Source organism: Microbulbifer maximicatervae (SeqCode) (assembly GCF_052468155.1).
Window position 1 is genome coordinate 2,761,378 of record NZ_CP174335.1, and the last position, 20,448, is coordinate 2,781,825.

Annotated in this window: 22 protein-coding genes; 18 read left to right on the top strand and 4 right to left on the bottom strand. The window is 53.6% G+C overall.

Annotated elements, in window-relative coordinates:
- Positions 1–167: 167 nt before the first annotated feature.
- From ACJJIY_RS11910 to ACJJIY_RS11945, 8 genes are all read left to right on the top strand, one after another.
- Positions 168–662, top strand: a complete 495-nt coding sequence (locus ACJJIY_RS11910; RefSeq protein ID WP_282931877.1) for a CvpA family protein — start codon at positions 168–170, stop codon at positions 660–662.
- Positions 663–707: 45 nt separating this feature from the next.
- Positions 708–2,195, top strand: a complete 1,488-nt coding sequence (gene purF, locus ACJJIY_RS11915) for an amidophosphoribosyltransferase (RefSeq protein WP_282931878.1) — start codon at positions 708–710, stop codon at positions 2,193–2,195.
- A 184-nt stretch (positions 2,196–2,379) separates the two neighbouring features.
- Positions 2,380–3,561: an O-succinylhomoserine sulfhydrylase gene (locus ACJJIY_RS11920; protein WP_282931879.1), complete on the top strand. Its 1,182-nt coding sequence runs from the start codon at positions 2,380–2,382 to the stop codon at positions 3,559–3,561.
- 415 nt (positions 3,562–3,976) lie between these two features.
- Complete coding sequence (locus tag ACJJIY_RS11925; RefSeq protein ID WP_444898069.1) at positions 3,977–4,888, top strand: AAA family ATPase; 912 nt, start codon at positions 3,977–3,979, stop codon at positions 4,886–4,888.
- 82 nt (positions 4,889–4,970) lie between these two features.
- Entirely contained in the window at positions 4,971–5,903 is a 933-nt protein-coding gene (locus ACJJIY_RS11930; RefSeq protein WP_445357985.1) for a DUF58 domain-containing protein, read from the top strand.
- Positions 5,903–7,933, top strand: a complete 2,031-nt coding sequence (locus ACJJIY_RS11935; protein WP_444898246.1) for a transglutaminase TgpA family protein — start codon at positions 5,903–5,905, stop codon at positions 7,931–7,933. The genes ACJJIY_RS11930 and ACJJIY_RS11935 overlap by 1 nt, the downstream gene beginning before the upstream one ends.
- 24 nt (positions 7,934–7,957) lie before the next feature.
- A complete protein-coding gene (locus ACJJIY_RS11940; RefSeq protein ID WP_445357986.1) occupies positions 7,958–9,178 on the top strand; it encodes an MFS transporter in 1,221 nt (406 codons plus the stop codon).
- Positions 9,179–9,517: 339 nt separating this feature from the next.
- Positions 9,518–9,811 (top strand): DUF3175 domain-containing protein, encoded by a 294-nt coding sequence (locus ACJJIY_RS11945; protein WP_413664960.1) that lies wholly within the window; start codon positions 9,518–9,520, stop codon positions 9,809–9,811.
- Between the two features lie 30 nt (positions 9,812–9,841).
- Here the strand turns inward: ACJJIY_RS11945 and sppA are convergent, their stop codons facing one another.
- From sppA to arsC, 4 genes are all read right to left on the bottom strand, one after another.
- The gene (gene sppA, locus ACJJIY_RS11950) at positions 9,842–11,707 is read right to left on the bottom strand and encodes a signal peptide peptidase SppA (protein ID WP_444898066.1); all 1,866 of its coding nucleotides are present in this window, start codon (positions 11,705–11,707) and stop codon (positions 9,842–9,844) included.
- 86 nt (positions 11,708–11,793) lie between these two features.
- Positions 11,794–12,141 (bottom strand): DUF2069 domain-containing protein, encoded by a 348-nt coding sequence (locus tag ACJJIY_RS11955; RefSeq protein ID WP_444898065.1) that lies wholly within the window; start codon positions 12,139–12,141, stop codon positions 11,794–11,796.
- A 10-nt stretch (positions 12,142–12,151) separates the two neighbouring features.
- Positions 12,152–12,772 (bottom strand): NAD(P)H:quinone oxidoreductase, encoded by a 621-nt coding sequence (wrbA, locus tag ACJJIY_RS11960; protein WP_444898064.1) that lies wholly within the window; start codon positions 12,770–12,772, stop codon positions 12,152–12,154.
- Positions 12,772–13,116: an arsenate reductase (glutaredoxin) gene (arsC, locus tag ACJJIY_RS11965; RefSeq protein ID WP_282931887.1), complete on the bottom strand. Its 345-nt coding sequence runs from the start codon at positions 13,114–13,116 to the stop codon at positions 12,772–12,774. Before arsC ends, wrbA begins: the two co-directional genes overlap by 1 nt.
- Positions 13,117–13,288: 172 nt before the next feature.
- Between arsC and ACJJIY_RS11970 the strand changes: the two genes are divergently transcribed.
- The 10 genes from ACJJIY_RS11970 (at position 13,289) to ACJJIY_RS12015 (ending at position 20,438) form a co-directional block, all read left to right on the top strand.
- Complete coding sequence (locus ACJJIY_RS11970) at positions 13,289–14,692, top strand: YihY family inner membrane protein (protein ID WP_444898063.1); 1,404 nt, start codon at positions 13,289–13,291, stop codon at positions 14,690–14,692.
- Positions 14,610–15,071, top strand: coding sequence for a TlpA family protein disulfide reductase (locus ACJJIY_RS11975; RefSeq protein WP_444894511.1), 462 nt, complete (start codon positions 14,610–14,612; stop codon positions 15,069–15,071). The genes ACJJIY_RS11970 and ACJJIY_RS11975 overlap by 83 nt, the downstream gene beginning before the upstream one ends.
- 162 nt (positions 15,072–15,233) lie before the next feature.
- Positions 15,234–16,598: an L-cystine transporter gene (locus tag ACJJIY_RS11980; RefSeq protein WP_413664966.1), complete on the top strand. Its 1,365-nt coding sequence runs from the start codon at positions 15,234–15,236 to the stop codon at positions 16,596–16,598.
- A gap of 149 nt (positions 16,599–16,747) precedes the next feature.
- The gene (locus tag ACJJIY_RS11985; RefSeq protein ID WP_413664967.1) at positions 16,748–17,161 is read left to right on the top strand and encodes a hypothetical protein; all 414 of its coding nucleotides are present in this window, start codon (positions 16,748–16,750) and stop codon (positions 17,159–17,161) included.
- A gap of 362 nt (positions 17,162–17,523) precedes the next feature.
- The gene (locus tag ACJJIY_RS11990; protein ID WP_444912518.1) at positions 17,524–18,048 is read left to right on the top strand and encodes an RNA polymerase sigma factor; all 525 of its coding nucleotides are present in this window, start codon (positions 17,524–17,526) and stop codon (positions 18,046–18,048) included.
- Entirely contained in the window at positions 18,045–18,431 is a 387-nt protein-coding gene (locus ACJJIY_RS11995; protein WP_413664969.1) for a hypothetical protein, read from the top strand. Before ACJJIY_RS11990 ends, ACJJIY_RS11995 begins: the two co-directional genes overlap by 4 nt.
- On the top strand, positions 18,415–18,654 hold the full coding sequence (locus tag ACJJIY_RS12000) for a hypothetical protein (protein WP_444898060.1): 240 nt from the start codon (positions 18,415–18,417) through the stop codon (positions 18,652–18,654). The genes ACJJIY_RS11995 and ACJJIY_RS12000 overlap by 17 nt, the downstream gene beginning before the upstream one ends.
- Positions 18,647–19,348 (top strand): DUF3106 domain-containing protein, encoded by a 702-nt coding sequence (locus tag ACJJIY_RS12005; protein ID WP_444912519.1) that lies wholly within the window; start codon positions 18,647–18,649, stop codon positions 19,346–19,348. The genes ACJJIY_RS12000 and ACJJIY_RS12005 overlap by 8 nt, the downstream gene beginning before the upstream one ends.
- A gap of 143 nt (positions 19,349–19,491) precedes the next feature.
- Positions 19,492–20,055: a glycine zipper 2TM domain-containing protein gene (locus tag ACJJIY_RS12010; RefSeq protein ID WP_413664972.1), complete on the top strand. Its 564-nt coding sequence runs from the start codon at positions 19,492–19,494 to the stop codon at positions 20,053–20,055.
- A 65-nt stretch (positions 20,056–20,120) separates the two neighbouring features.
- Positions 20,121–20,438, top strand: a complete 318-nt coding sequence (locus ACJJIY_RS12015; RefSeq protein ID WP_282931896.1) for a PepSY domain-containing protein — start codon at positions 20,121–20,123, stop codon at positions 20,436–20,438.
- Positions 20,439–20,448 lie beyond the last annotated feature (10 nt).

A 20,448-nucleotide genomic window follows, 5' to 3' on the forward strand; every position in this document is an offset into this window, starting at 1 on the left:
TTGCACTTTTATTCGCAATTAACCGATTGCCACTGCGCCAAACGTCCAGGGAAAGCGGTACTACAAGTAATAAATTCCAATCGGTTGGCCTACGGCTTCACGCGCTTAGTCCCTTCAGTTAGAATGCGCGCTCTTCGCGGCAGCAGCCGCCACGCAGGTAGGATTGAATGAATTGGGCTGACTGGATCATTCTGGCTATTGTGGGTATCTCCACGCTTATCGGCCTTAGTCGAGGTTTCATCAAGGAAACCTTGTCTCTGCTTACCTGGATTGCCGCCTTTATCGTCGCCATGATGTTTCGCGACCAGCTGGCGCCAATGCTATCCAACCTCGTCGACACCCCCTCCCTCCAAATGATTGCAGCTTTTGGCATCCTGTTTATCGGCACCTTACTCGCTGGCGCCGGTCTCAACATGGTGCTTTCTGCCTTTGTTGAGGCAACTGGGCTATCCGGTACAGATAGAGTGCTGGGAATGGCGTTTGGCTTGGTGCGGGGAGCCATTGTCGTGATGGCGCTGTTGATCCTGGCCCCGGCATTGGTGCCGGTGGAACAGGACAGCTGGTGGAGTCAGTCTGTTCTGATTCCCCATTTCCTCGAGTTTGAGGATAGTGCGCGGGAGCTGGCGGGCTCCGTTAAGGAATTCTTCGTAAAGTTGTTTTAAATAGAGCGCCAAAAGCGCTCTTCTCGAGTCAATAGGGTCAAATATATGTGTGGTATCGTCGGTATCGTCGGTAAGAGTGACGTCAATCTGCAGCTCTATGATGGGCTCACTCTGCTACAGCACAGGGGACAGGATGCCGCCGGTATCGTTACCTGTGACGATGATCGCCTGAACCAGCAGAAAGCCAATGGTCTGGTTCGCGACGTATTCCGCGCGCGCCACATGGAGCGTCTGAAAGGCAATTTTGGTATTGGTCACGTCCGCTACCCCACTGCCGGCAGCTCCGGCCCGGCGCTGGCTCAGCCGTTCTACGTGAACTCCCCCTACGGCATCGCCATGGCTCACAACGGCAACCTCACCAATGTGCACGAGGTGGTCGATGAGATCTTCCAGCAGGACCTGCGCCATATCAATACAGATTCTGATTCGGAAGTGTTGCTGAACGTGTTTGCCCACGAGCTGCACAAGTTGCACAAGCTGCAGCCGAAAGCCGAAGATATCTTCAGTGCGATGCGCTCTGTACACAAGCGCGTGCGCGGCGCCTACGCTTGCGTTGCCCTGATTGTTGGTTACGGTATTGTCGCTTTCCGCGATCCCAACGGAATTCGCCCACTGGTTTACGGCAAGCGTGAAACCGAGAAGGGCACCGAATATATGGTGGCTTCCGAGTCCGTGGCTCTGGACGTACTGGGTTACACCTTGGTGCGCGATGTCGCTCCTGGCGAAGCGCTCTATATCGAGCTGGATGGCACTGTGCACTCCGAGCAGTGTTCAGATAACCCGTCTTTGACTCCCTGTATTTTTGAGCATGTGTACTTTGCCCGTCCTGACTCCATTATGGATGGCGTATCGGTACACAAGGCGCGTTTGCGTCAGGGTGAGCATCTGGCGGACAAAATTCTCAGCATGCGCCCGGATCACGATATCGACGTGGTTATCCCGATCCCGGATTCTGCCCGCACGGCAGGTCAGACGGTAGCCCACCGCTTGGGGGTGAAATTCCGTGAAGGTATGGTGAAGAACCGCTATATCGGCCGGACCTTCATCATGCCCGGTCAAAAGCAGCGCAAGAAGTCGGTTCGCCAGAAGCTCAACGCCATCGAGCTGGAATTCCGTGGCAAGAATGTGTTGCTGGTAGATGACTCCATTGTGCGCGGTACTACCTGTAAGCAGATTATCCAGATGGCCCGCGATGCCGGTGCTGCCAAAGTGTACTTCGCCAGTGCTGCACCAGCGGTAAAATACCCGAATGTCTACGGTATCGATATGCCCTCCGCCACTGAGCTTGTGGCTCACGGTCGCACCACCGAGGAAATCTGTGAGGAGATTGGCGCAGACTGGTTGATCTACCAGGAGCTGGAAGATCTGGTAGTCAGCTCCAGTGGCGGTAAGCAAAAAATTGATCGCTTTGATTGCTCTGTATTCGATGGCAATTACATCACCGGTGATGTGGACGAGGAATACTTGAACGATCTGCACGCTCAGCGCAATGATACGGCCAAGCGTAAAAAGGCCGACGCCAACGCTTTGTAATTCGTCCTTGGGGGAATATCTAAATATCCCTCACCTGATTTGGCGGGCGGCAAAAAACCGTTTTTTGTAGCCTGCCAATAGTAAAAAAGCGTAAGCGTCCTTTTCTCGCGGCAGAAGAGGGCGCCAGTTAAGATCGTTTCGGTTAAGATGACTGCTTCCAAAAATACTGACCAGGAAGCGGTATATGTTTGAAGACGACGGTTACGCTCTGGAAACCCTGGCGGTGCGCGCCGGCCAGGTTCGCTCACCGGAAGGAGAGCACTCCGAGGCACTTTACCTCACCTCCAGTTATGTTTTCCCCTCCGCTGCAGAGGCTGCTGCGCGCTTCTCTGGCGAAAGCTCCGGCAACGTCTACTCCCGCTATACCAACCCCACAGTACGCACTTTTGAAGAGCGCATCGCTGCTCTCGAAGGCGGTGAAGCTGCGGTAGCCACTGCTAGCGGCATGGCTGCCATTCTCAGTATTTGTATGGCGTTACTGAAAAGTGGCGACCACGTTATCTGTTCCCGCAGTGTTTTCGGCACAACTACGGCTTTATTTGGCCGCTATATGGAAAAGTTCGGCGTGCGGGTGAGCTATGTCGATTTGACCGATATGGATGCCTGGAAGCAGGCCGTAGATGGTTCCACCAAGCTGCTGTTTATGGAGACGCCTTCCAACCCTCTGTGTGAAGTAGCCGATATCCGCGCGTTGGCACAGGTCGCCCACAGCGCTGGTGCCATGCTGGTTGTCGATAACTGTTTCTGTACCCCGGCACTGCAGCGACCTCTATCCATGGGCGCCGATATTGTGGTGCACTCCGCAACCAAATTCCTCGACGGCCAGGGCCGGGCCCTGGGCGGTGTTGCTGTTGGCCGCAAGGAAGTAATGGATGAGTTGGTGGTTTTCCTGCGCACTGCCGGACCGAGTATGAGCCCGTTTAATGCCTGGGTATTCCTCAAAGGCCTGGAAACTTTAAAGCTGCGTATGCAGGCGCATTGCACCAATGCACTCGACTTGGCTTGGTGGCTCGATGAGCAGGAGATGGTTGAGAAAGTAAATTACACCGGCTTGCCTAAACACCCCCAACACCGCCTAGCGCGGGAACAGCAAGACGCTTTTGGCGCAGTGCTGAGTTTTACTGTGCGCGGTGGTCGCGAAGCTGCCTGGAAAGTGATCGACAATTGTAAAATCCTCTCCTGCACCGCCAACTTGGGGGATGCAAAAACCACTATTGTGCACCCTGCCACGACAACCCATGGCCGCCTTAGTGATGAAGATAAGGCTCGCGCCGGAATTACTGAAAATTTGATTCGAGTTTCGGTAGGGCTGGAAAATGTTGAGGACCTCAAGCGCGACTTGATGCGTGGATTATCCCAGTTATAAGCGCTGGCGTAAGCGCCCAGCTACCTATGATTATTAGGGAGCCTCTGAATAATTCCGCAATACCTCTGCGGGCCTTGAAGGCTATAGATGTTAGGCGTAGTGTGCCGCGAATGGCCACAGCCCTTTGCAAGAGCTGCAACACAGCAGATGCGGCCTTCAAGACCCGCCCTTCGGGGCTTGCAGAGCGATTCACACTCTGCGTTGCAGCTTCTTGAAAGGTCTAGACATTCCTGCGAAGCCGCGCCTTGATTGTGAACCGCGCTGCATGCCAGCGGTATCACGGAGTTATCCAGAGGCTCCCTAGCGGACAGTGAAATACTGTTCGCTGCTTCCGGTAGTGTTTGCATTTTGTCGCGCCCCTGCCGGTGTGCAGAAATAGCCCCCTTGAGAAAAATTGAGCAGTAATGGATTTGCCGTGCAAAAAATAGTTTCCGCCATAGTGTCTGATATCGGCAGTGTTTTGTTGGGTAAAGAGCGTCAGGTAAAGCTGGCGCTGGCCTGTTTGTTATCAAAAGGCCACTTGTTAATTGAAGATCTACCGGGCATGGGTAAGACCACCTTGGCCCATGCACTCGCACAGGTGCTGGGGTTAACGTATAAGCGGGTGCAGTTCACCAGTGATATGTTACCGGCGGATATTCTTGGTGTTTCGATATTTGATCGGGAGTCCAGCCAATTTCACTTTCACGAGGGACCCGTGTTTAGCCAGGTGTTATTGGCGGACGAGATTAATCGCTCATCGCCAAAAACCCAAAGTGCGCTATTAGAGGCCATGGAAGAGCGCCAGGTGAGTGTCGATGGCGAGACCCGCACACTGCCCCAGCCATTTTTTGTGATTGCCACGCAAAACCCGATGCAACAATCGGGCACCTTTGCATTGCCGGAATCTCAACTGGATCGCTTCCTGATGCGTATCAGCCTCGGCTATCCCACCCGGGAGGCGGAACGAGCTTTGTATTTGGGGGCCGATCCGAGGCAGCAGCTGGCGAAGTTAAAGCCGAGAATCGATACCGCCACACTCGGAAAAATGCAAAACCTGGTTACGCAAGTGAAAACTTCTGACAGTCTGTTGGATTACCTTGAGCGACTGGTTTTGCAAACCCGCCAGAGCCCGGATTGCGCAGTGGGTTTATCACCCCGAGGCGCCTTGGCCCTTTTGCGCGCAGCCAAAGCCTGGGCGTTGATTCACAATCGTGGCCATGTTTTGCCTGAGGATATCCAGGCTGTGTTGCCGGCGGTGGCAGGACATCGATTACAGAGCGATGGCAGCAACGGCGAGCAGTTGGTTGAGCGTCTGATGCGCCAAGTGGATGTGATCGCGGCCTGAGTCGATGAATGTAAGTCACCCCCAACGTCGGAACCCTTCCCGCAATCCGATACACCTGCTGGTGGAATATTGGCGCAACCTTATGCAGCGCTGGCTTAGTCGCCGGGCACCGCGGGCCCGAGCGATTACCTTGAACCACAGCCGATTATTTATCCTGCCCACGCGCGCAGGCTTAGGTTTCCTAATAGTGGTGGCATTATTGTGGTTGCTGGGCACCAATTATGAAAACAATCTGGTTTTCGCTCTGACATTTTTGTTGGTCAGCATTTTAGCGGTGTTGCCACTACACACCTTTGCCAATTTAAGTGGCGTGCACTTGCGCCTTGTGGATACCCGAGCAGCTTTTGCTGGTGATTTTGCCGAGGCGGAAATTAATGTCAGTTGTGAGGGCAAGCGGGAGCGGGAATGGCTCGAGCTGAGTTGGCCACCGGAGCAGGGCAGTCGCGTGGATTTGTGCGAGCAGAAAAGTGCGGATATTTGTATCTCTATGCCGGTAGTAAAACGTGGGCGAGTGCAGGCACCTCGGTTGAGGGTTGAAAGTCGTTTCCCTCTCGGGTTATTTCGCTGCTGGAGCCGCATTGACCTGGATGTTGAATTTTTGGTTTACCCCCGTCCAATTTCTGCGGGCCCTTTACCGCTAGGAGAGACTGTTGCCGAGGGGGAGTTTGGTGAGGTGAAGCGGGGGGGAGATGATTTTGCCGCGCTAAAACCCTATCAAGCGGGTGACTCGTTACGCCATGTAGCCTGGAAGCAATACGCGGCCGGACGCGATCTTTACAGCAAGGACTATGAGCGCAAAACTGACACGCGCTTGTGGCTCGACTGGGGTTTACTCGATGGTAGGGATATAGAGATGCGCCTGAGCAATCTCTGTGACTGGACCCTACAAGCGGAAAAGCAAGGCATTGCATATGGTTTGTGCCTGCCTGGCATTTCAATAGAGCCTTCGCTCGGTTCCGAGCATCAGCAGCAGGTCTTGCAGGCATTGGCCCTGTACCCCGGGCGAGGCCAGTGATGATTGCGAATAAGGATTTATTGCCCAGGGAAAGTTTGCTGTGGATTTTTGCTGCCCAGTTTGTCGCCCTTTTGCCGCAATTCACAATGCTGCCACTGTGGGTGGTTTTTGCCTGGGCCTTTGCGGTTTATTGGCGCCTGGAAGTCTTTCGCGGGCGCAGGGATTTACCCGGCCGCGCTCTTAAACTGACAGTGATTCTATTGACGGTGGCGGGACTGGCTCTGTCCTATCGGCGCTTGTTTGCTTTGGAGCCGATGATTGCACTCTTGGCGCTGTCATTCACCCTGAAAAATCTCGAACTGGTCAGCCGCAGGGATGCCTTTGTCAGTCTACTGCTGGCCTACTTCGTAGCCGCCACTCTGTTTGTGCAAGAGCAGACCATTCCCTATGCACTTTACGGTTTACTGAGTGTGTTGGTAATTACTGCAGCCCTGGCGGCGCAGCTGGGACACTTTAGTGCGCGCCCGCGCCGGGCTCTGGGATTATCCCTGCGGTTGGTGGCACAGGCCACGCCGTTAATGGTGTTGTTGTTTTTGGTGATGCCTAGGCTGGGGCCCCTTTGGTCTGTGCCGCAGAATACCTCCGCTGGGCGTACCGGTGTCAGTGATTCGATGGCCCCGGGAGACTTTACTGAGCTTTCCAAATCCAGCAAGCCGACCTTGCGTATCTCCTTTGATGGACCAGTGCCCCCGCCAGAGCAGCGCTACTGGAGGGGCTTGGTGTACTCGGAATTTGATGGGCGTACCTGGCGCCAGGGCTATGGTGTTGACCCTCGAAATGGCGGGCGAGTGTATTGGAGAAGTGGTGAGCAGGTGCTTCCGCAAGTGGGTCCCCGTTATCGCTACCAGGTTATCCAGGAAGCGAGCCGGAGCCCCTGGTTGTTCGCTATGGCAAAACCGGCTTCAGAGAGCGCGGGTGTGGGAGAGACAACGGATGATCGCCTGGTAAAACGGACCCCGGTTCTCAACCGCTTTTCTTACCAGGTAAGTTCCTGGCCGAGAGAAACCCTGTCGCTCAGTGCTACTCTCAGCAATGCGGAGCGGCGCAGGAATTTGCAACTTCCCAGTTTCGGCAATAGCCGTACTCGTCAGTGGATGGCTTCCCTACGAGATCAGGGGCTCAGTGCTGAGGCGGTTTCCTCCCAGCTGCTGTCGCACTTCCACAGTGCTTTCACTTATACCCTGAAGCCTCCAGCACTGGGCGGCGATACTATTGATGAGTTTCTTTTCGATAGCCAGCAGGGCTTCTGCGAGCACTTTGCCGGTAGTTATGTGTTTGCTATGCGCGCAGCGGGGATACCGGCGCGAGTAGTGGCTGGTTACCAGGGCGGTGAGTGGGTCAGTGGAGAAGAGTACTTATTGGTGCGAGAGTACGACGCCCATGCCTGGGCAGAAATTTGGCTCGACGGCCAAGGCTGGCAGCGTGTAGACCCCACAGCGGCAGTAGCTCCGGAGCGGGTGCGCGACGGTCTGGAGAGTGCGGCGGGTGAAGAGTTTATGCAGGACTCCCTATTTCTCTTGCACCGTATCGGTATTCTCAGCCAGTTGCGCTTACAGTGGGATATGATCAACTACCGTTGGTATCAAACCGTGGTGAGCTTTGATGCCGATCGACAGCAGAATTTGTTACAGCGGCTATTTGGTGATCTGTCTCCAATGCGTATCGCCCTATTACTGGGGGCGCCGATTCTTGTGCTTTTGTTGGGGATCAGTTTATGGGCGGCCCGCTCCGCAGGAGGACCCAAGTTGGCGCCTGCGGAGAAGCTCTACCAGCGCTTTTGCCGGCGCATGGCCCGCAATGGGGTCCAGCGGCATTCCGGTGAGACTGCAGGATCCTATGCCCGCCGGATTGCCGAGGAAAAACCGGAGATGTCTGGTTATGCCGCAGCAGTGACAGAGGCTTTTGAGTCTGCCGCCTATGGTGGTGATGGCTCTGGGCTAAGAACACTTCGGAAGCTATCAAGCTGGTATTTCTGGTTGCGGCACTCGGCAAATATGACGCCGCACAAGCGTGAGTTGGCAGGTTATTAATCATTGAGTTATTTCGTATCTAGAATGCCAACCCAATTGCAAAGGTTTCTGTTGGGCTATAGCGGCACCTCCCTGGCAACCGGGTTGCAGGTGATATTGCTGCCCTGGATCGCGCTGACGATCGTGGATCTTCCCGCCCTGCAATTGGGGTGGATTCAGGCATCAGTATTGCTGCCAAACCTGGTATTCCTGTTGTTTGGCGGCGCTTTGGCGGATAGGCGAGATCCGGCTCTGGTGTCGGCTCTGGCCTGCTTGGGCCTGGCGCTTTGTCATACCGCATTGCTGTTGTATTTCACCTTCCATGTCCTGAATTTATCCACCTTGATGGTTTACGGAATTTGCCTGGGGGTGTGCAGCGCTTTTTTACAGCCGGCACGGGACAATCTGGTGCAGCGCAGTGCCCGCAACCGCAAGGGGCAGGCCACTGAGCGAGGCGTGCAAAAAACCGTAACCTGGATGATGTTGGCGCAGTACGGCGGCCAGGCAGTGGGTATGCTGCTAGCGAGTCGATTTGACCAGTGGGGCTTGCAGCACTTGCTGGGTGTACAGATTGCCGTTGTGCTAGTGGCTTCATTATTGCTTTTCTCCTTGCGCCAGCCTCAAGAGCGTCAAAAGACACCAGAGAAGCGACCCCATACCCTGATTCTGGATGGTCTCAGTCAGGCATGGAAACACCCGGTTTTGCGGGAGCTGACCGCATTGATGGCATTCAATGGCTTTGTGCATATCGGGGTTTTCCTGGTGGTCTTACCGCTGCTGGCGGAGGACTACGGTCGCGGTGCCGGTTACTACGCGACCCTGCAGCTGGCATTTATAGCGGGCACGGTGATCGCGACGGTGACTATGTTGAGACGGGGCCAGGGACAGGAGCCAGGGCGGGGAATTTTGATGTGCTTGCTTTACAGCGCAGCACTCTTGATTGCTATCAGCCTGGGGCCAACAAAGTTTGGCTTGATTCTGTTGTGTCTGTGTTGGGGGGCGGTTGCGGCAGCCTCCGCGGGGTTGGGGCGAGGCATTGTGCAATTGCTGGCGCCGGCGGATTATCGCAGTCGCATTATCTCCATTTATCAATTTGCCCTATTTGGTTCTGCGGCGCTGGGGGCCCTGGCTGCGGGTGTTTTGAGTGAGATTGCAGCGCCTCTGACGACACTATTGTGGGCGGGAATCCTGAGCTTATTGGCATTCGCACTGGTTGCCCTGAGTGGGGCTCTACGGCAGGTTAAAATTTCCGATAGCGAGGTTTAGGGAGCCTCTGAATAGCTCCGTGATACCTCTGGCATGCAGAGCGGTTCACAATCAAGGCGCGGCTTTGCAGGAATGTCTAGACCTTTCAAGAAGTCGCAACGCGGAGTGTGAATCGCTCTGCAAGCCCCGAAGGGCGGGCCTTGAAGGCCGCATCTGCTGCGTTGCAGCTCTTGCAAAGGGCTACGGCCATTCGCGGCGAGCTGCGCCTAACATCAGCACCCTTCAAGACCCGCAGAGGCATTACGGAGTTATTCAGGGGCTCCTTAGGAATCCCGCAACGACCAAATCCGGTTGAGCCACCATATATTTAACAGGGAACTGCGGTTATGGAGGTGGGGTTTGGTATCTGTAAAAAGTGCCAAATGGTCACAGAGAGTCACGACAAACAGCCATGCGCTGGACCTTGAAGCCGGTGTATTTAGCCTGGATGATCCAAAAGCGATAGCCAAATCCCTGAAGAGTGCAGCTGAGGCTAGTCAGCAGCGCAAATCAGAGCCTTTCCGTTCAGCCATGTCTATGCTCACTTTTTATATCAATCGTGCGGGTCATCATTTGCCTGCGCGCAGGCGCAGAATCCTGGAGGCCGCGAAAAATGAATTGCGTGAGCTTTATGGGCGTCCGCGCCGGCATTGAGCCGGCGCAGGGTAGAGGCGATGAAGTCTTTTAGGGGGCTAGGCAGGGCAGGCAGCGCACGTAGAGTCCGCGCGGGTCGCGGAAGCTCTGCAGTTCGCCGATTGGTGCCAAAACCGGTTGTAAGCTGTTTAACCAGGCGCCGAGTGGCAGGTTTGCCTCAAGGCTGGCGGCGATACGTGCATCCACATTATCGCTCAGGGCGCGCAGGAATCTTTCGCCGGGAGTCAGCTCGCGCTGGATCTCTATTACATCGTATTCTTCGATCTCAGCAAGCTGTGCGGCGTCGGCAATGGCGTCGTTGAGATTGCCCAGATCGTCTACCAGCCCCAGGTTTTTGGCCGCGCGCCCGGTCCAGACCTGGCCCTGGGCAATTTTGTGCACTTCCTTGGGAGTGCTGCCACGGGACTCGGCCACAATTCTCAGGAACCTGGCGTAGGTATTATCCACTCCCTGTTGCAGGATACTGGCGGCTGCCTCGGGTAGGGCACGATCCAACCGCATGCTGCCGGCCAGGTCTGAAGTGCCCACACCATCGGTATAAATACCCAGTGCCTCGAGGGAATCCTCAAAGGTCGGGAAGGCGCCAAATACGCCAATGGAGCCTGTCAGGGTTGCGGGAGAGGCCCAGATTCGATCGCCGCCGGTAGCAATCCAGTAGCCACCAGATGCGGCCAGACTGCCCATGGAGATAACGACAGGGATATCGGCTTCGCGGGTGGCGAGTAACTCCTGTCGAATTGCTTCTGACGCGAAGGCGGAGCCGCCACCACTGTCAATGCGTAGAACCAGTGCATCAACTTCTTTTTTGCGCGCCTGTGCGATTAGTTCACCCAGGCTTTCGCTGCCGATCCTGCCGGCGGGAGCGCGGCCATCGACAATAGAACCGCTTGCCGTGATTAAGGCAATCTTATTGGGTTCTTTCTTGGCGGCGACTTCGCTGAGCTTTTGGCTGCGTAAATAGGTGAGGGCATCGATGGCCTTATAACTGCGTTCATCGTTCTCATCTTCACCAATGGTTTTGCGTAGCTCTTGAACAGCCAAGTTGCGGTTGGCGAGTTGGTCGACCAGTTTATTAGCCAGAGCAGTACGTGCCCAGTCGCCCTCATGCTGCTGCAGTTTCTGGGGTAGCTCGTCGATAAATAGATCGATGCTTTCAGTTGGCAGGTTGCGAAGGCCGGTCACCTGTTCGGTGTATTCACTCCAGAGTTCATGCAGCCAGCGCTGGTTATTCTCACGGGAAGCCGGAGACATGTCGTCGCGAGTATAGGGTTCGATAAAATCCTTGTAGTCGCCAACGCGGAACACGTGGAAATTAACTTTGAGCTTTTCAAGGGCGCTTTTATAGTAATTTCGATAGACGCCAAAGCCGGTGAGCATCACGGAACCCATTGGATTCAGGTACACCTTGTCGGCGTGGCTGGCGAGGAAATACTGCGCCTGGGTGTAGTTATCACCCACCGCATAAATGGGCTTGTCGGCAGCCTTGAAGCGCTGCAGGGCTGCGCCAATCTCGTCGAGCTTACTGAGGCTGCCGCCGACCATATTGTCGAGCTCTAGCACCAGTGCGGAAATGCGTTTGTCCTGTGCGGCTTTGTCGATAGAGTCGACAAGATCCTTAACCCTGATTTCTGCTGGCCCCTGGGAGCCGCCGAAGAAAATCGGTAATCCGCTGGGCTGGCTGAGCTCATCTACCAAAAATCCACTCGGAGCCACTCGAAGGGCCGCGCCTTGTGGGACTACCAGCTGTTCGTCCTTGCCAAAAATTGCGATACCCAGGAATACCAGTATTAACAGGAATATCAGGTTGGTAAACACTCGCCTCAGCCAGGTAATTGAGCCGCCAATGGCACCAAAAAAGCTGCGGAACAGTCCTTTCTCATTGGATGAATCAGTCAAACCTCAAAACTCCTTAGTGCGCTGAGGGGCAAGCGTTGTCTATTTATCAGTTACAAAATCATAAGCAATGTGAGTAGTGCCGGTGGCTATTGCATGCGATGCCAGCGGCTGCTCATCATTGATGAAAAGAATAGGATAAGGCTAAGGACTACCAGTACGCCATCCTGCCAGCCGCGTGTAGGCATCGTTACACCGACAATACTGGCAGTGATATACAGCAAAAGAATAAAACAGAGCCACAGATAGCTGCGATAGTGCTGCTTGAGTAACCCAGGTAGTACCAATAGCAGTGGTATGGTCTGCAAGCACCACAGGAACAATGAGCCGCCTTCGAGGAATAGATTCCAGACGACAAACAGTACGAGCATGCCGATATAACAAATCCAGTTTATTCGCAGCGCTATCTTGAGCTTGCGCTGTACAGAATCGTTCACACTTTATCCTCTAGTTGTCGCCGTTATGCGAATTATCCAGCGTCTGTGCCAGGCTGCCGACTCGCTTGCCCAGTGCCCGGCACAGGGTTACTTCGTCATCGGAAAGCGATGTGGCGTGTTCACCGGACCAGTGTGAGGCACCATAGGGTGTGCCGCCAGTGCGGGTGCGCATTAAGGCGGCTTCGGAGTATGGGATGCCGGCGATCAACATGCCGTGGTGCAGCAGGGGCAGCATCATGGATACCAGCGTAGTTTCCTGACCACCGTGAAGACTGCCAGTGGCGGTAAATACCGCAGCCGGCTTACCGGTAAGGCTGCCATCGAGCCAAATATCACTGGTTTGGTCAAGGAAATAGCGCAGCGGAGAGGCCATGTTGCCAAAGCGGGTGGGGCTGCCCATCAGTAAACCGGAGCAATTGCGCAGGTCCTCGATTGTACAGTAGGGGGCACCTTCGGTGGGTACCGGCGGCTCGCTGGCTTCAGTGTCTGGGGATACGCCGGGCACGGTGCGCAGGCGAGCGGTAATCCCACTGGCCTCTACGCCGCGAGCCAGTTCGGTGGCCATGCGCGCAGTAGCGCCGGTGCGGCTGTAGTAGAGGATGAGGACATAGCCTTCGTTGTCCCGATCCATCAGATCAGCCCCAGTACATTTTCAGGGGGCCGCCCTATCACTGCTTTGTCGCCTTTTATAACGATCGGGCGTTGGATCAAAATAGGGTTTTGAGCCATTGCGTCAATTAACTGGGATTCGGCCAGATCTTTGTCTTTCAGATTTAACTGCTTGTAGGGCTCTTCACCAGTGCGCAACAACTGTCGTGCATCAATATCCAGTTTGTGCAGCAACTGCTGAATATCCTCGGCAGAAGGTGGAGTTTGTAGATAGAGAACCACCTCAGGTTCAATACCGTTATCCTGCAATAGCTGTAGGGTTTGGCGGGATTTTGAGCAGCGGGGGTTGTGGTAAATCGTCCACATTGTGGCGGCATCCTGTTACTGTTTGGCGTATTCTAACCGAAGAATGTTGCGGAGTTCTAAGGCGCTTCTGAATAATTCCCCCAACGTCCTGCGGGGTTTTCGGGAGCTCCTTGGCTATTTGGGGCAGTAATACTGCGGCCTGGGCGAGATGTCCAGGCATAGAGAGATCACAATGAGAAGCACCGTAAAGGATTGGGGAAACCACTGGCTGCGCTTTGCGACGTCACTGTGGAAACTGTTTGATGAAAAGGATTGTCGGCAACGCGCGGCTGCTCTTACCTACCTGACACTGTTTGGCATAGTTCCCCTAGTGACGGTGAGCTACGCCATGTTGTCACTGTTTCCCGACTTTGCCGGCTTGCAGAGTAGGTTACAGGATCAACTGTTCACCCACTTTTTACCTCAGAGTGGGCGCGAGATCCAAAAATATATCAGCAGTTTTTCCGAACAGGCACAGCGTTTGACTGGCGTTGGTATCGCGATGCTGATTATTACTGCGGGTTTGACCCTTCGCGGTATCGAGGGGACCTTTAATTCTATCTGGGACGTCCAAAAAGGCCGCAGCGGCGTTTCGAGTTTTCTTTTGTACTGGGCGATATTGAGTCTCGGTCCAATCCTATTAGGGGCGGGACTGGCGACAAGTACTTTTGTCTTTTCACAAAAATTTTTCTTGGGTGGAGCTGATTCTTTTGAGGTAACTTCGTTGTTATTCAGGATTCTGCCGTTTGTTTTCAGCTCCATAGTTTTTACCCTACTGTTCATAGCTGTGCCCAATTGCTATGTCCCGTTGCGCCACGGAATAGAGGGGGGGATCATAATCTCGATTGTTTTCGAGGTTATGAAGTACTTATTCGGCTTGTTGGTAGCGCGGAGTTCGGTCCAGGCAATCTATGGGGCATTCGCTGTTGTTCCCCTGTTCCTGCTTTGGATTTATCTGATGTGGATACTGGTATTGGCTGGCTGTGTGTTGGTGCGCACACTATCGGTTTATCAAGCTGCGACCCAGGAGCGGGAGCATTCTGACCTGGTTGCCCTCCTTATTGTTCTCTGGCAGATGTATAAGAAATGCGCGAAGGGGAGGCCTCTGAAGGAGCGAGATATTTCCCGTATGGGAATCAAGTTTGTTCAGTGGCGAAGGTTGCGGAATATCCTTCAGGCTAATCGTATGGTGACCCAGACTGATCGCAATGATTATGTTTTGCTGAGGGACCTGAATACGGTGTCCCTGGTTGAATTGGCGGGTTGGCTGAGTTCGGATTGGATGCCCAGTGGAATTCCTGCGAGTCTGGATGGATTGCCCTGGTATGGAGAGGTAGAGCAACGCTTTGCCAATGCCAGAGAGTCAACCCGGGAGCAATTAGGTATCACTGTTGGAGAGTTGTTCCTGGAGGCCGAGCAAAAGGAAGCTGAAGATAAGCCCCTTGAGCTGGGCCACGACGGCGGGACTGATGATAAGCAAACAAACTCTGAAACCGGGGGAGAAAGTGGGCCTGATGAAAATAGTCAAAGTAAAGATGGCAAGAGCAGCAGCGGTCACCTTTCTTTTGTTGGTATGCGGAATAAGCGCCTGCGCTAAAGACGATAAATCGCTTCTAGCCATTGATGGGGAAGAGTTGGATGTATCGGGTAAGGTTTTGCTGGTTAACTATTGGGCAGAGTGGTGTAAGCCCTGTCGAGAGGAGATCCCGGTCCTTAACCAACTGGCCGACGGTAACAACAATGTCGTTGTTGTTGGGGTGAACTTCGACAATTTACCGATTGCGGAAATACAAAAACAGGCGGATAAGTTGGGTATTACTTTTCCCGTTCTAGTGGCCGAACCGCAAGGGCGCTGGGGGCAGGAGAAGCCGGAGGTGCTGCCTTCTACGTTCATTATTGGTACCGATGGTCGCTGGCATAAAACATTGGTTGGGCCGCAGGATAGAGACGACTTCATTTCGGCTCTCAATCTATAGCGAGTACTAATGGAGTGTTGGTAAAAGCCGGCGGGGTAACAGTGGATTATTAGAAGCTCCCAAACTTTATAAAACTATAACTAACACATCTATAGGCTTGTGGCGGTTCGCTGATAGCATGCCGCCACTTTCCCCTTTTGTTCCGGGTGGGACCCAGACCTTATGCATATCAGTTCATTTGCTTTCCTGCTTCTATTTATTGTTTTTATATACGGACTTTTTCGCTGGCAGCGAGGCCGTGACTCCCTCGCACCAGCAGTGCTGGCTGGCCTGATTCTTGGGGTTATCTTTGGAGGCACCCTGCAACTGTCTCGCGGATGGGGGGCTGCACCCGCAGAGGTGATACCTTGGGTAGAGATGATAGGGGACAGTTACGTAAACCTATTGTATTTACTCGTGATGCCCCTGGTGCTGACTTCCATATTAGTGGCGGTAGTTAAAGTCAGCCATACCCAGGCGCTGGGCAAAATCAGTATTTCAGTCCTGGGGGTGCTATTGGGAACAACGGCGGTGGCCGCTCTAATTGGCGTGGCTATGGCCGAGCTATTTGGTTTGTCGGCTGCGGGATTGGTTGAGGGTTCCAGGGAAGCTGCGCGAGTGGAAGTACTGAATGAGCGCATTGGCAAGGTCACAGACCTTTCCATTCCTGAGATTATTACTTCTTTTGTGCCGCGCAATATTTTTCTGGACCTGACCGGGGCTCGCTCTACTTCTGTTATAGCGGTGGTTATATTCGCGGTGCTTTTAGGGTTGGCAGCCTTGGCGGTTCGCCGTGAATTTCCCGAAGAGGGCGCAGCGATTGAGCGCTTCGTTCATGTGGCTCAAGTCTGGGTTATGAAGCTGGTGCGACTAGTGATGGCTTTTACCCCTTACGGCGTGATGGCTTTGGTTACCGGCCTGATCGCTAAATCCAGTATGGGAGATATTCTTAACTTATTGAGTTTTGTTCTGGCCTCCTTTACGGCTATTGGTTTGATGTTCCTGGTGCACGGTCTGCTGCTACTGATTAATGGTATCAATCCGCTGCACTATTTCACCAAGGTATGGCCGGTGCTGGTTTTTGCCTTTAGCTCCCGCTCCAGTGCTGCAACTATTCCCCTGAATGTCGAGACTCAGGTGGACCAGCTGCGTACGTCTCCAGCAATTGCCAATTTCTCTGCATCTTTCGGTGCGACTATTGGGCAAAACGGCTGCGCCGGCATTTATCCGGCCATGTTGGCAGTGATGGTGGCAGTCCCCATGGGGATCAATGTATGGGACCCGGTATGGATTGCTACTTTAGTGGCGGTTGTAATGATCAGTTCTTTCGGTATAGCGGGCGTTGGTGGTGGGGCTACCTTTGCAGCCTTGGTGGTATTGCCGGCGATGGGGTTGCCAGTCACTATCGCGGCTCTGCTGATTTCTGTTGAACCTCTGATTGATATGGCGCGAACCGCGCTGAATGTTAACGGCGCTATGACCGCTGGCACCCTGACACAACGCTGGCTCGGCGATGAAGTGCCCGGCCCGGAAGTTGTAGAGGGTTGAACAGAGAATGGTACTTTGCGCACCGATTATTTTTGTCTTCTGATTTCGCTGATTTTTCATAGGAGTCCTGTCAACCAGCTCCAGTGCCTGACGTTATAGTCAGTGCTGTTAATGCATTGAGTTTTTTGTTCACGGAACTGGAGCAACTTATGAATAAACTGATAGGACTGTCAGTACTGGCGCTTAGCCTTGGTTTTCCCCTCTCGCTGCAAGCTGAAAGCAGTGAGGATGATGGACATGATCGCGGCGACCGTATTGAAAATCGTCTCGATCGAAAGGGGGATCGCATTGAAGAGCGCCTTGATGATAAAGGTGATCGTATTAATGAGCGCCTGGACCAGCGGTCTGAGCAGGCTGCCGCTAATGGGAGAGATAAATTAGCTGCACATTTAGATAAAAAAGGTGATCGTATCGATAGGCGCCTGGATAACAAAGGTGAGAAAATAAACGAGCGCCTCGATAAAAAAGGTGAGCGAATAGATAATAGATACGATCGGAAGAACGAACGCGGCGAGCGGACAAAAAAGCACCATCGTAGATCCCGTGACAACAATAACGATTAGTGATTGTTGGTTGTAGCAGGCATTATCTAGTGGGTTGCGGCAAACTAAGGAGCCTCTGAATAATTCCGTGATATTTCTACAGTCTTGGAAGACTGCAGTCGCTAGGCGCAGCCTGCTGATAAAGGCCTTAGTCCTTTGCAAGAGCTATGCAGTAGCTGGGGCCTTCTAAGTCTGTCCTACGGGGATTTCAGAGTGGTTCATACTCTGTGCTGCGACTTCTCAAAAGGTTTAAACACTCCTGTGAAGCCGCGCCTAGACTGTGAGCTGCCCTGACAGCCAAAGAAATATCACGGAATTATTTAGAGGCTCCGCAATAGCCGTAGAAGGATTGCATCCTCGTCAAGGGACCTCAATCGGCTTTTATGGATCAGTTTCTCGCTTCAGTAGAAAAGCGGGCATTCACTATGGCGAAATATGCTGTAGGGGACCGTGATGATGCGCTGGATATAGTTCAGGACTCTATGCTTGCACTCGTCAAAAGCTATAGCTGCCGAGACCGTGCGGAGTGGCGCCCATTATTTTTTACCATTCTTAATAACCGCATAACCGATTGGCATCGTCGCAAGAAAAACCTGTCCCGTTGGCAGCTGTTGAAAGATAAACTTCCTATTAATAGCGAAGGCGATGAATGGGATCTGAGTGAATTTCCCGACCCCAACGGCCGCAGCCCGGATAGTGTCCTAATCGGTGAACGTACGATTGATGCCATTGACCGCGCCATTGAAAAGTTACCTCTGCGTCAACAGCAGGCTTTTTTGTTGCGTTGCGTTGAAGGCTTTAATGTCAGTGAGACAGCAGGGGCTATGGCTTGTAGCGAGGGAAGTGTGAAGACTCACCTCTCTCGAGCATTGCGCAGCCTGCGGGTTCATTTGGAGGCGATGGAATGAGTAATTTAGAAAACAATTCATCGACTAACGAGAAGCGTATACTCGGAGCGGCCAGTGCCGCTGTTATACGTAGAGAGAGATCGCTCGATACGGAAACCCTGGCTGAGTTGCGGCGAATCCGCTCCGCAGCGCAAGATCAAAATAATAAAAAACGGTACTTTTCACTCAACACCTTGTATCCATACCTTCCAGTTACAGCGGCTTCTGCCGCAGTGCTATTTCTTGCTCTATGGTGGCCCAGTTCTGTTATCAATAATGAAAGTCGTACAGAGCTGCTAGTGAGTGGTGATTGGCTGCTGGATGAAGATATGGATATCGAGATGATTGAGGATATGGAGTTTTATCAGTGGTTGGCGGAGGAGTTGGATGGGCACTCTTCGTAGTGTTTTATTCATCATATCTATGTGTGCGCTCGTATTTCCAGGTACTACCGAGGCGGAGGAAGCTGAGCCTCTGCCGGAGGAATTCCTGTTATTCCTGGAAGAGTGGGTCGATGAACAAGGTGATGTCGTTATCCCTGAAGATCCCGAGTTGGTTCAAGGTCCCGGGCAAACCCAAGAAGGCACCAAAAGCAAAGATATATGGCTGGGGGACAGTCATGATTAAAACCCTGGTCGCAACTTGTTTGATGGCAGCCTCTCTGCTTTGGGCTGGTATGGCGTGGTCGGTGGAGTGGAAAAGCCTAAGTGATAGTGATCGCAAGCTGTTACAGGGCATGGAAGAGCGCTGGCCCAACATGTCTGATAGCCAGCAGGAGAGGTTGTTGCGGGGTGCGCGTCGATGGAACTCAATGAGCCCTGAGCAGCGTGACAATGCTCGGCAGCGCTATGAAAAATGGCAGTCTCTGCCCCAGGAACGCCGTAATCAGCTGCGGGAATCTTATCGACAGTACCGTGCCCTGCCGGAAGGCAGGCGTGAGAGTATCCGTGAGGCTCGTGAGAGATATCGGCAGATGTCCCCCGAACAGAGAGAGCAAGTGCGCGAGCGCTGGCGGGAAGCTAGGGGCGATAGGAGTGAACCGCAAAGGCCCAGGGGTGATAGGGCTCGGGGAGAGCGAGCGCAAGGGGATAGACTCAGGGAAGATGGGCCTAGGAGGGATAGGTCCGATGAGAATAGACCTAGGGGAAACCGGCACAGAGAAGACCGACCAAGGGGCGACCGGGCGAGAGGAGATAGGCCGAGAAGGGAGCACGAAAGGGGGAGAAGGCACCAGGATTCTCGGCCTAGGCGTGATCGAGAGGCCAGTGACCGACGAGAGGGTGATGAGGAGACTGATAGTTCATCTGGGGCTCCTGAATAGTGCCCTGCCATTCAAATTCCAACCCTGAGAGGCTGGCTTATCGTTTTACCTCGCTGCTACGCTGGTACGACAGTGTAATTCAGCGTCTATTCAGATCATCTTAAGTAATCTGGCTCCCGTTGATGACTAGCGGGAGATATATCGTGCAACTATACAAACAGCTAATCGCGGGTGCGGCAGTTGCGGCACTGGTGGGTCTAAGTTCTACTGCCAGCGCGGGCCCCCGAGGCTATGCTGCGGGTGGCTATGATTATGCGCGAGTTACCGAGGTTACTCCCGTCTACACCGATGTTCAGGTTGTTACACCGACGACCCAGTGTCGCGATGAACAGGTTGCCTATCGCGAGCCGACTTCCCCGGCAGGTACTGTAGTGGGGGGACTTATAGGTGCTGCAATCGGCAATAACTTAGGCGATCACGGCCACCGTGGACGCTACGGTTATCATCGCAGTCACAATCGTGGCGGCGCCACAATCGCAGGGGCTTTGGTGGGCGCCCTGGTAGGTAACCAGATCAGCCGTGCCAATGCTCCAGTCCATTATGCAACAGAGTCCCGTTGCCATGTTGTAGATGAATACTCTACAAGAAGGGAATTAGTCGGATACGATGTCCGCTATCGGTATAATGGGCAAGTTTACTTGACTCGCACTGACCATCATCCGGGCGATAGAATCCGGGTCCATGTCGATGTCTCACCGGCTCTTTGAGTCCGGTTGAGGGCGGCAGGGAGTTTATAAAGGGTGGAAAATTGGATATCCACAGGAGCCGCACCGTGAAACTGAATCGTACCTTACTTGGCTTTATTGCTTTTACCGCTGTGTTTTTGCCGGCGCTCTGCAGTGCCACGGTACACAGCTACCCCGCGTATGAGCGGGAGAGTTTCCAGCCCCACTTTCTTCGTGTTCAAGGGGGAGAAATCTCAAGGGATCGGGCTGCTTCAATCGTAAAACAACGCTTTGGTGGAAAAATTCTCGCCATTTCTGAGACCAAAAAACAGGGGCGAGCCGTGTATCGGGTGAAGGGACTGTCGGCCAAAAGCCAGGTTTATGTGGTGTTTGTCGATAAACAGAGCGGCCGTATATCCCGATAACAGAATAATT

What these genes read in the sequence shown, in the direction of transcription:
- ACJJIY_RS11910 (WP_282931877.1), top strand. Translation starts at nt 168, where the DNA reads ATGAATTGGGCTGACTGGATCATTCTGGCTATTGTGGGTATCTCCACG.
- purF (WP_282931878.1), top strand. Translation starts at nt 708, where the DNA reads ATGTGTGGTATCGTCGGTATCGTCGGTAAGAGTGACGTCAATCTGCAG.
- ACJJIY_RS11920 (WP_282931879.1), top strand. Translation starts at nt 2,380, where the DNA reads ATGTTTGAAGACGACGGTTACGCTCTGGAAACCCTGGCGGTGCGCGCC.
- ACJJIY_RS11930 (WP_445357985.1), top strand. Translation starts at nt 4,971, where the DNA reads ATGCAGCGCTGGCTTAGTCGCCGGGCACCGCGGGCCCGAGCGATTACC.
- ACJJIY_RS11935 (WP_444898246.1), top strand. Translation starts at nt 5,903, where the DNA reads ATGATTGCGAATAAGGATTTATTGCCCAGGGAAAGTTTGCTGTGGATT.
- ACJJIY_RS11940 (WP_445357986.1), top strand. Translation starts at nt 7,958, where the DNA reads ATGCCAACCCAATTGCAAAGGTTTCTGTTGGGCTATAGCGGCACCTCC.
- wrbA (WP_444898064.1), bottom strand. Translation starts at nt 12,772, where the DNA reads ATGGATCGGGACAACGAAGGCTATGTCCTCATCCTCTACTACAGCCGC.
- arsC (WP_282931887.1), bottom strand. Translation starts at nt 13,116, where the DNA reads ATGTGGACGATTTACCACAACCCCCGCTGCTCAAAATCCCGCCAAACC.
- ACJJIY_RS11970 (WP_444898063.1), top strand. Translation starts at nt 13,289, where the DNA reads ATGAGAAGCACCGTAAAGGATTGGGGAAACCACTGGCTGCGCTTTGCG.
- ACJJIY_RS11975 (WP_444894511.1), top strand. Translation starts at nt 14,610, where the DNA reads ATGAAAATAGTCAAAGTAAAGATGGCAAGAGCAGCAGCGGTCACCTTT.
- ACJJIY_RS11980 (WP_413664966.1), top strand. Translation starts at nt 15,234, where the DNA reads ATGCATATCAGTTCATTTGCTTTCCTGCTTCTATTTATTGTTTTTATA.
- ACJJIY_RS11985 (WP_413664967.1), top strand. Translation starts at nt 16,748, where the DNA reads ATGAATAAACTGATAGGACTGTCAGTACTGGCGCTTAGCCTTGGTTTT.
- ACJJIY_RS11990 (WP_444912518.1), top strand. Translation starts at nt 17,524, where the DNA reads ATGGATCAGTTTCTCGCTTCAGTAGAAAAGCGGGCATTCACTATGGCG.
- ACJJIY_RS11995 (WP_413664969.1), top strand. Translation starts at nt 18,045, where the DNA reads ATGAGTAATTTAGAAAACAATTCATCGACTAACGAGAAGCGTATACTC.
- ACJJIY_RS12000 (WP_444898060.1), top strand. Translation starts at nt 18,415, where the DNA reads ATGGGCACTCTTCGTAGTGTTTTATTCATCATATCTATGTGTGCGCTC.
- ACJJIY_RS12005 (WP_444912519.1), top strand. Translation starts at nt 18,647, where the DNA reads ATGATTAAAACCCTGGTCGCAACTTGTTTGATGGCAGCCTCTCTGCTT.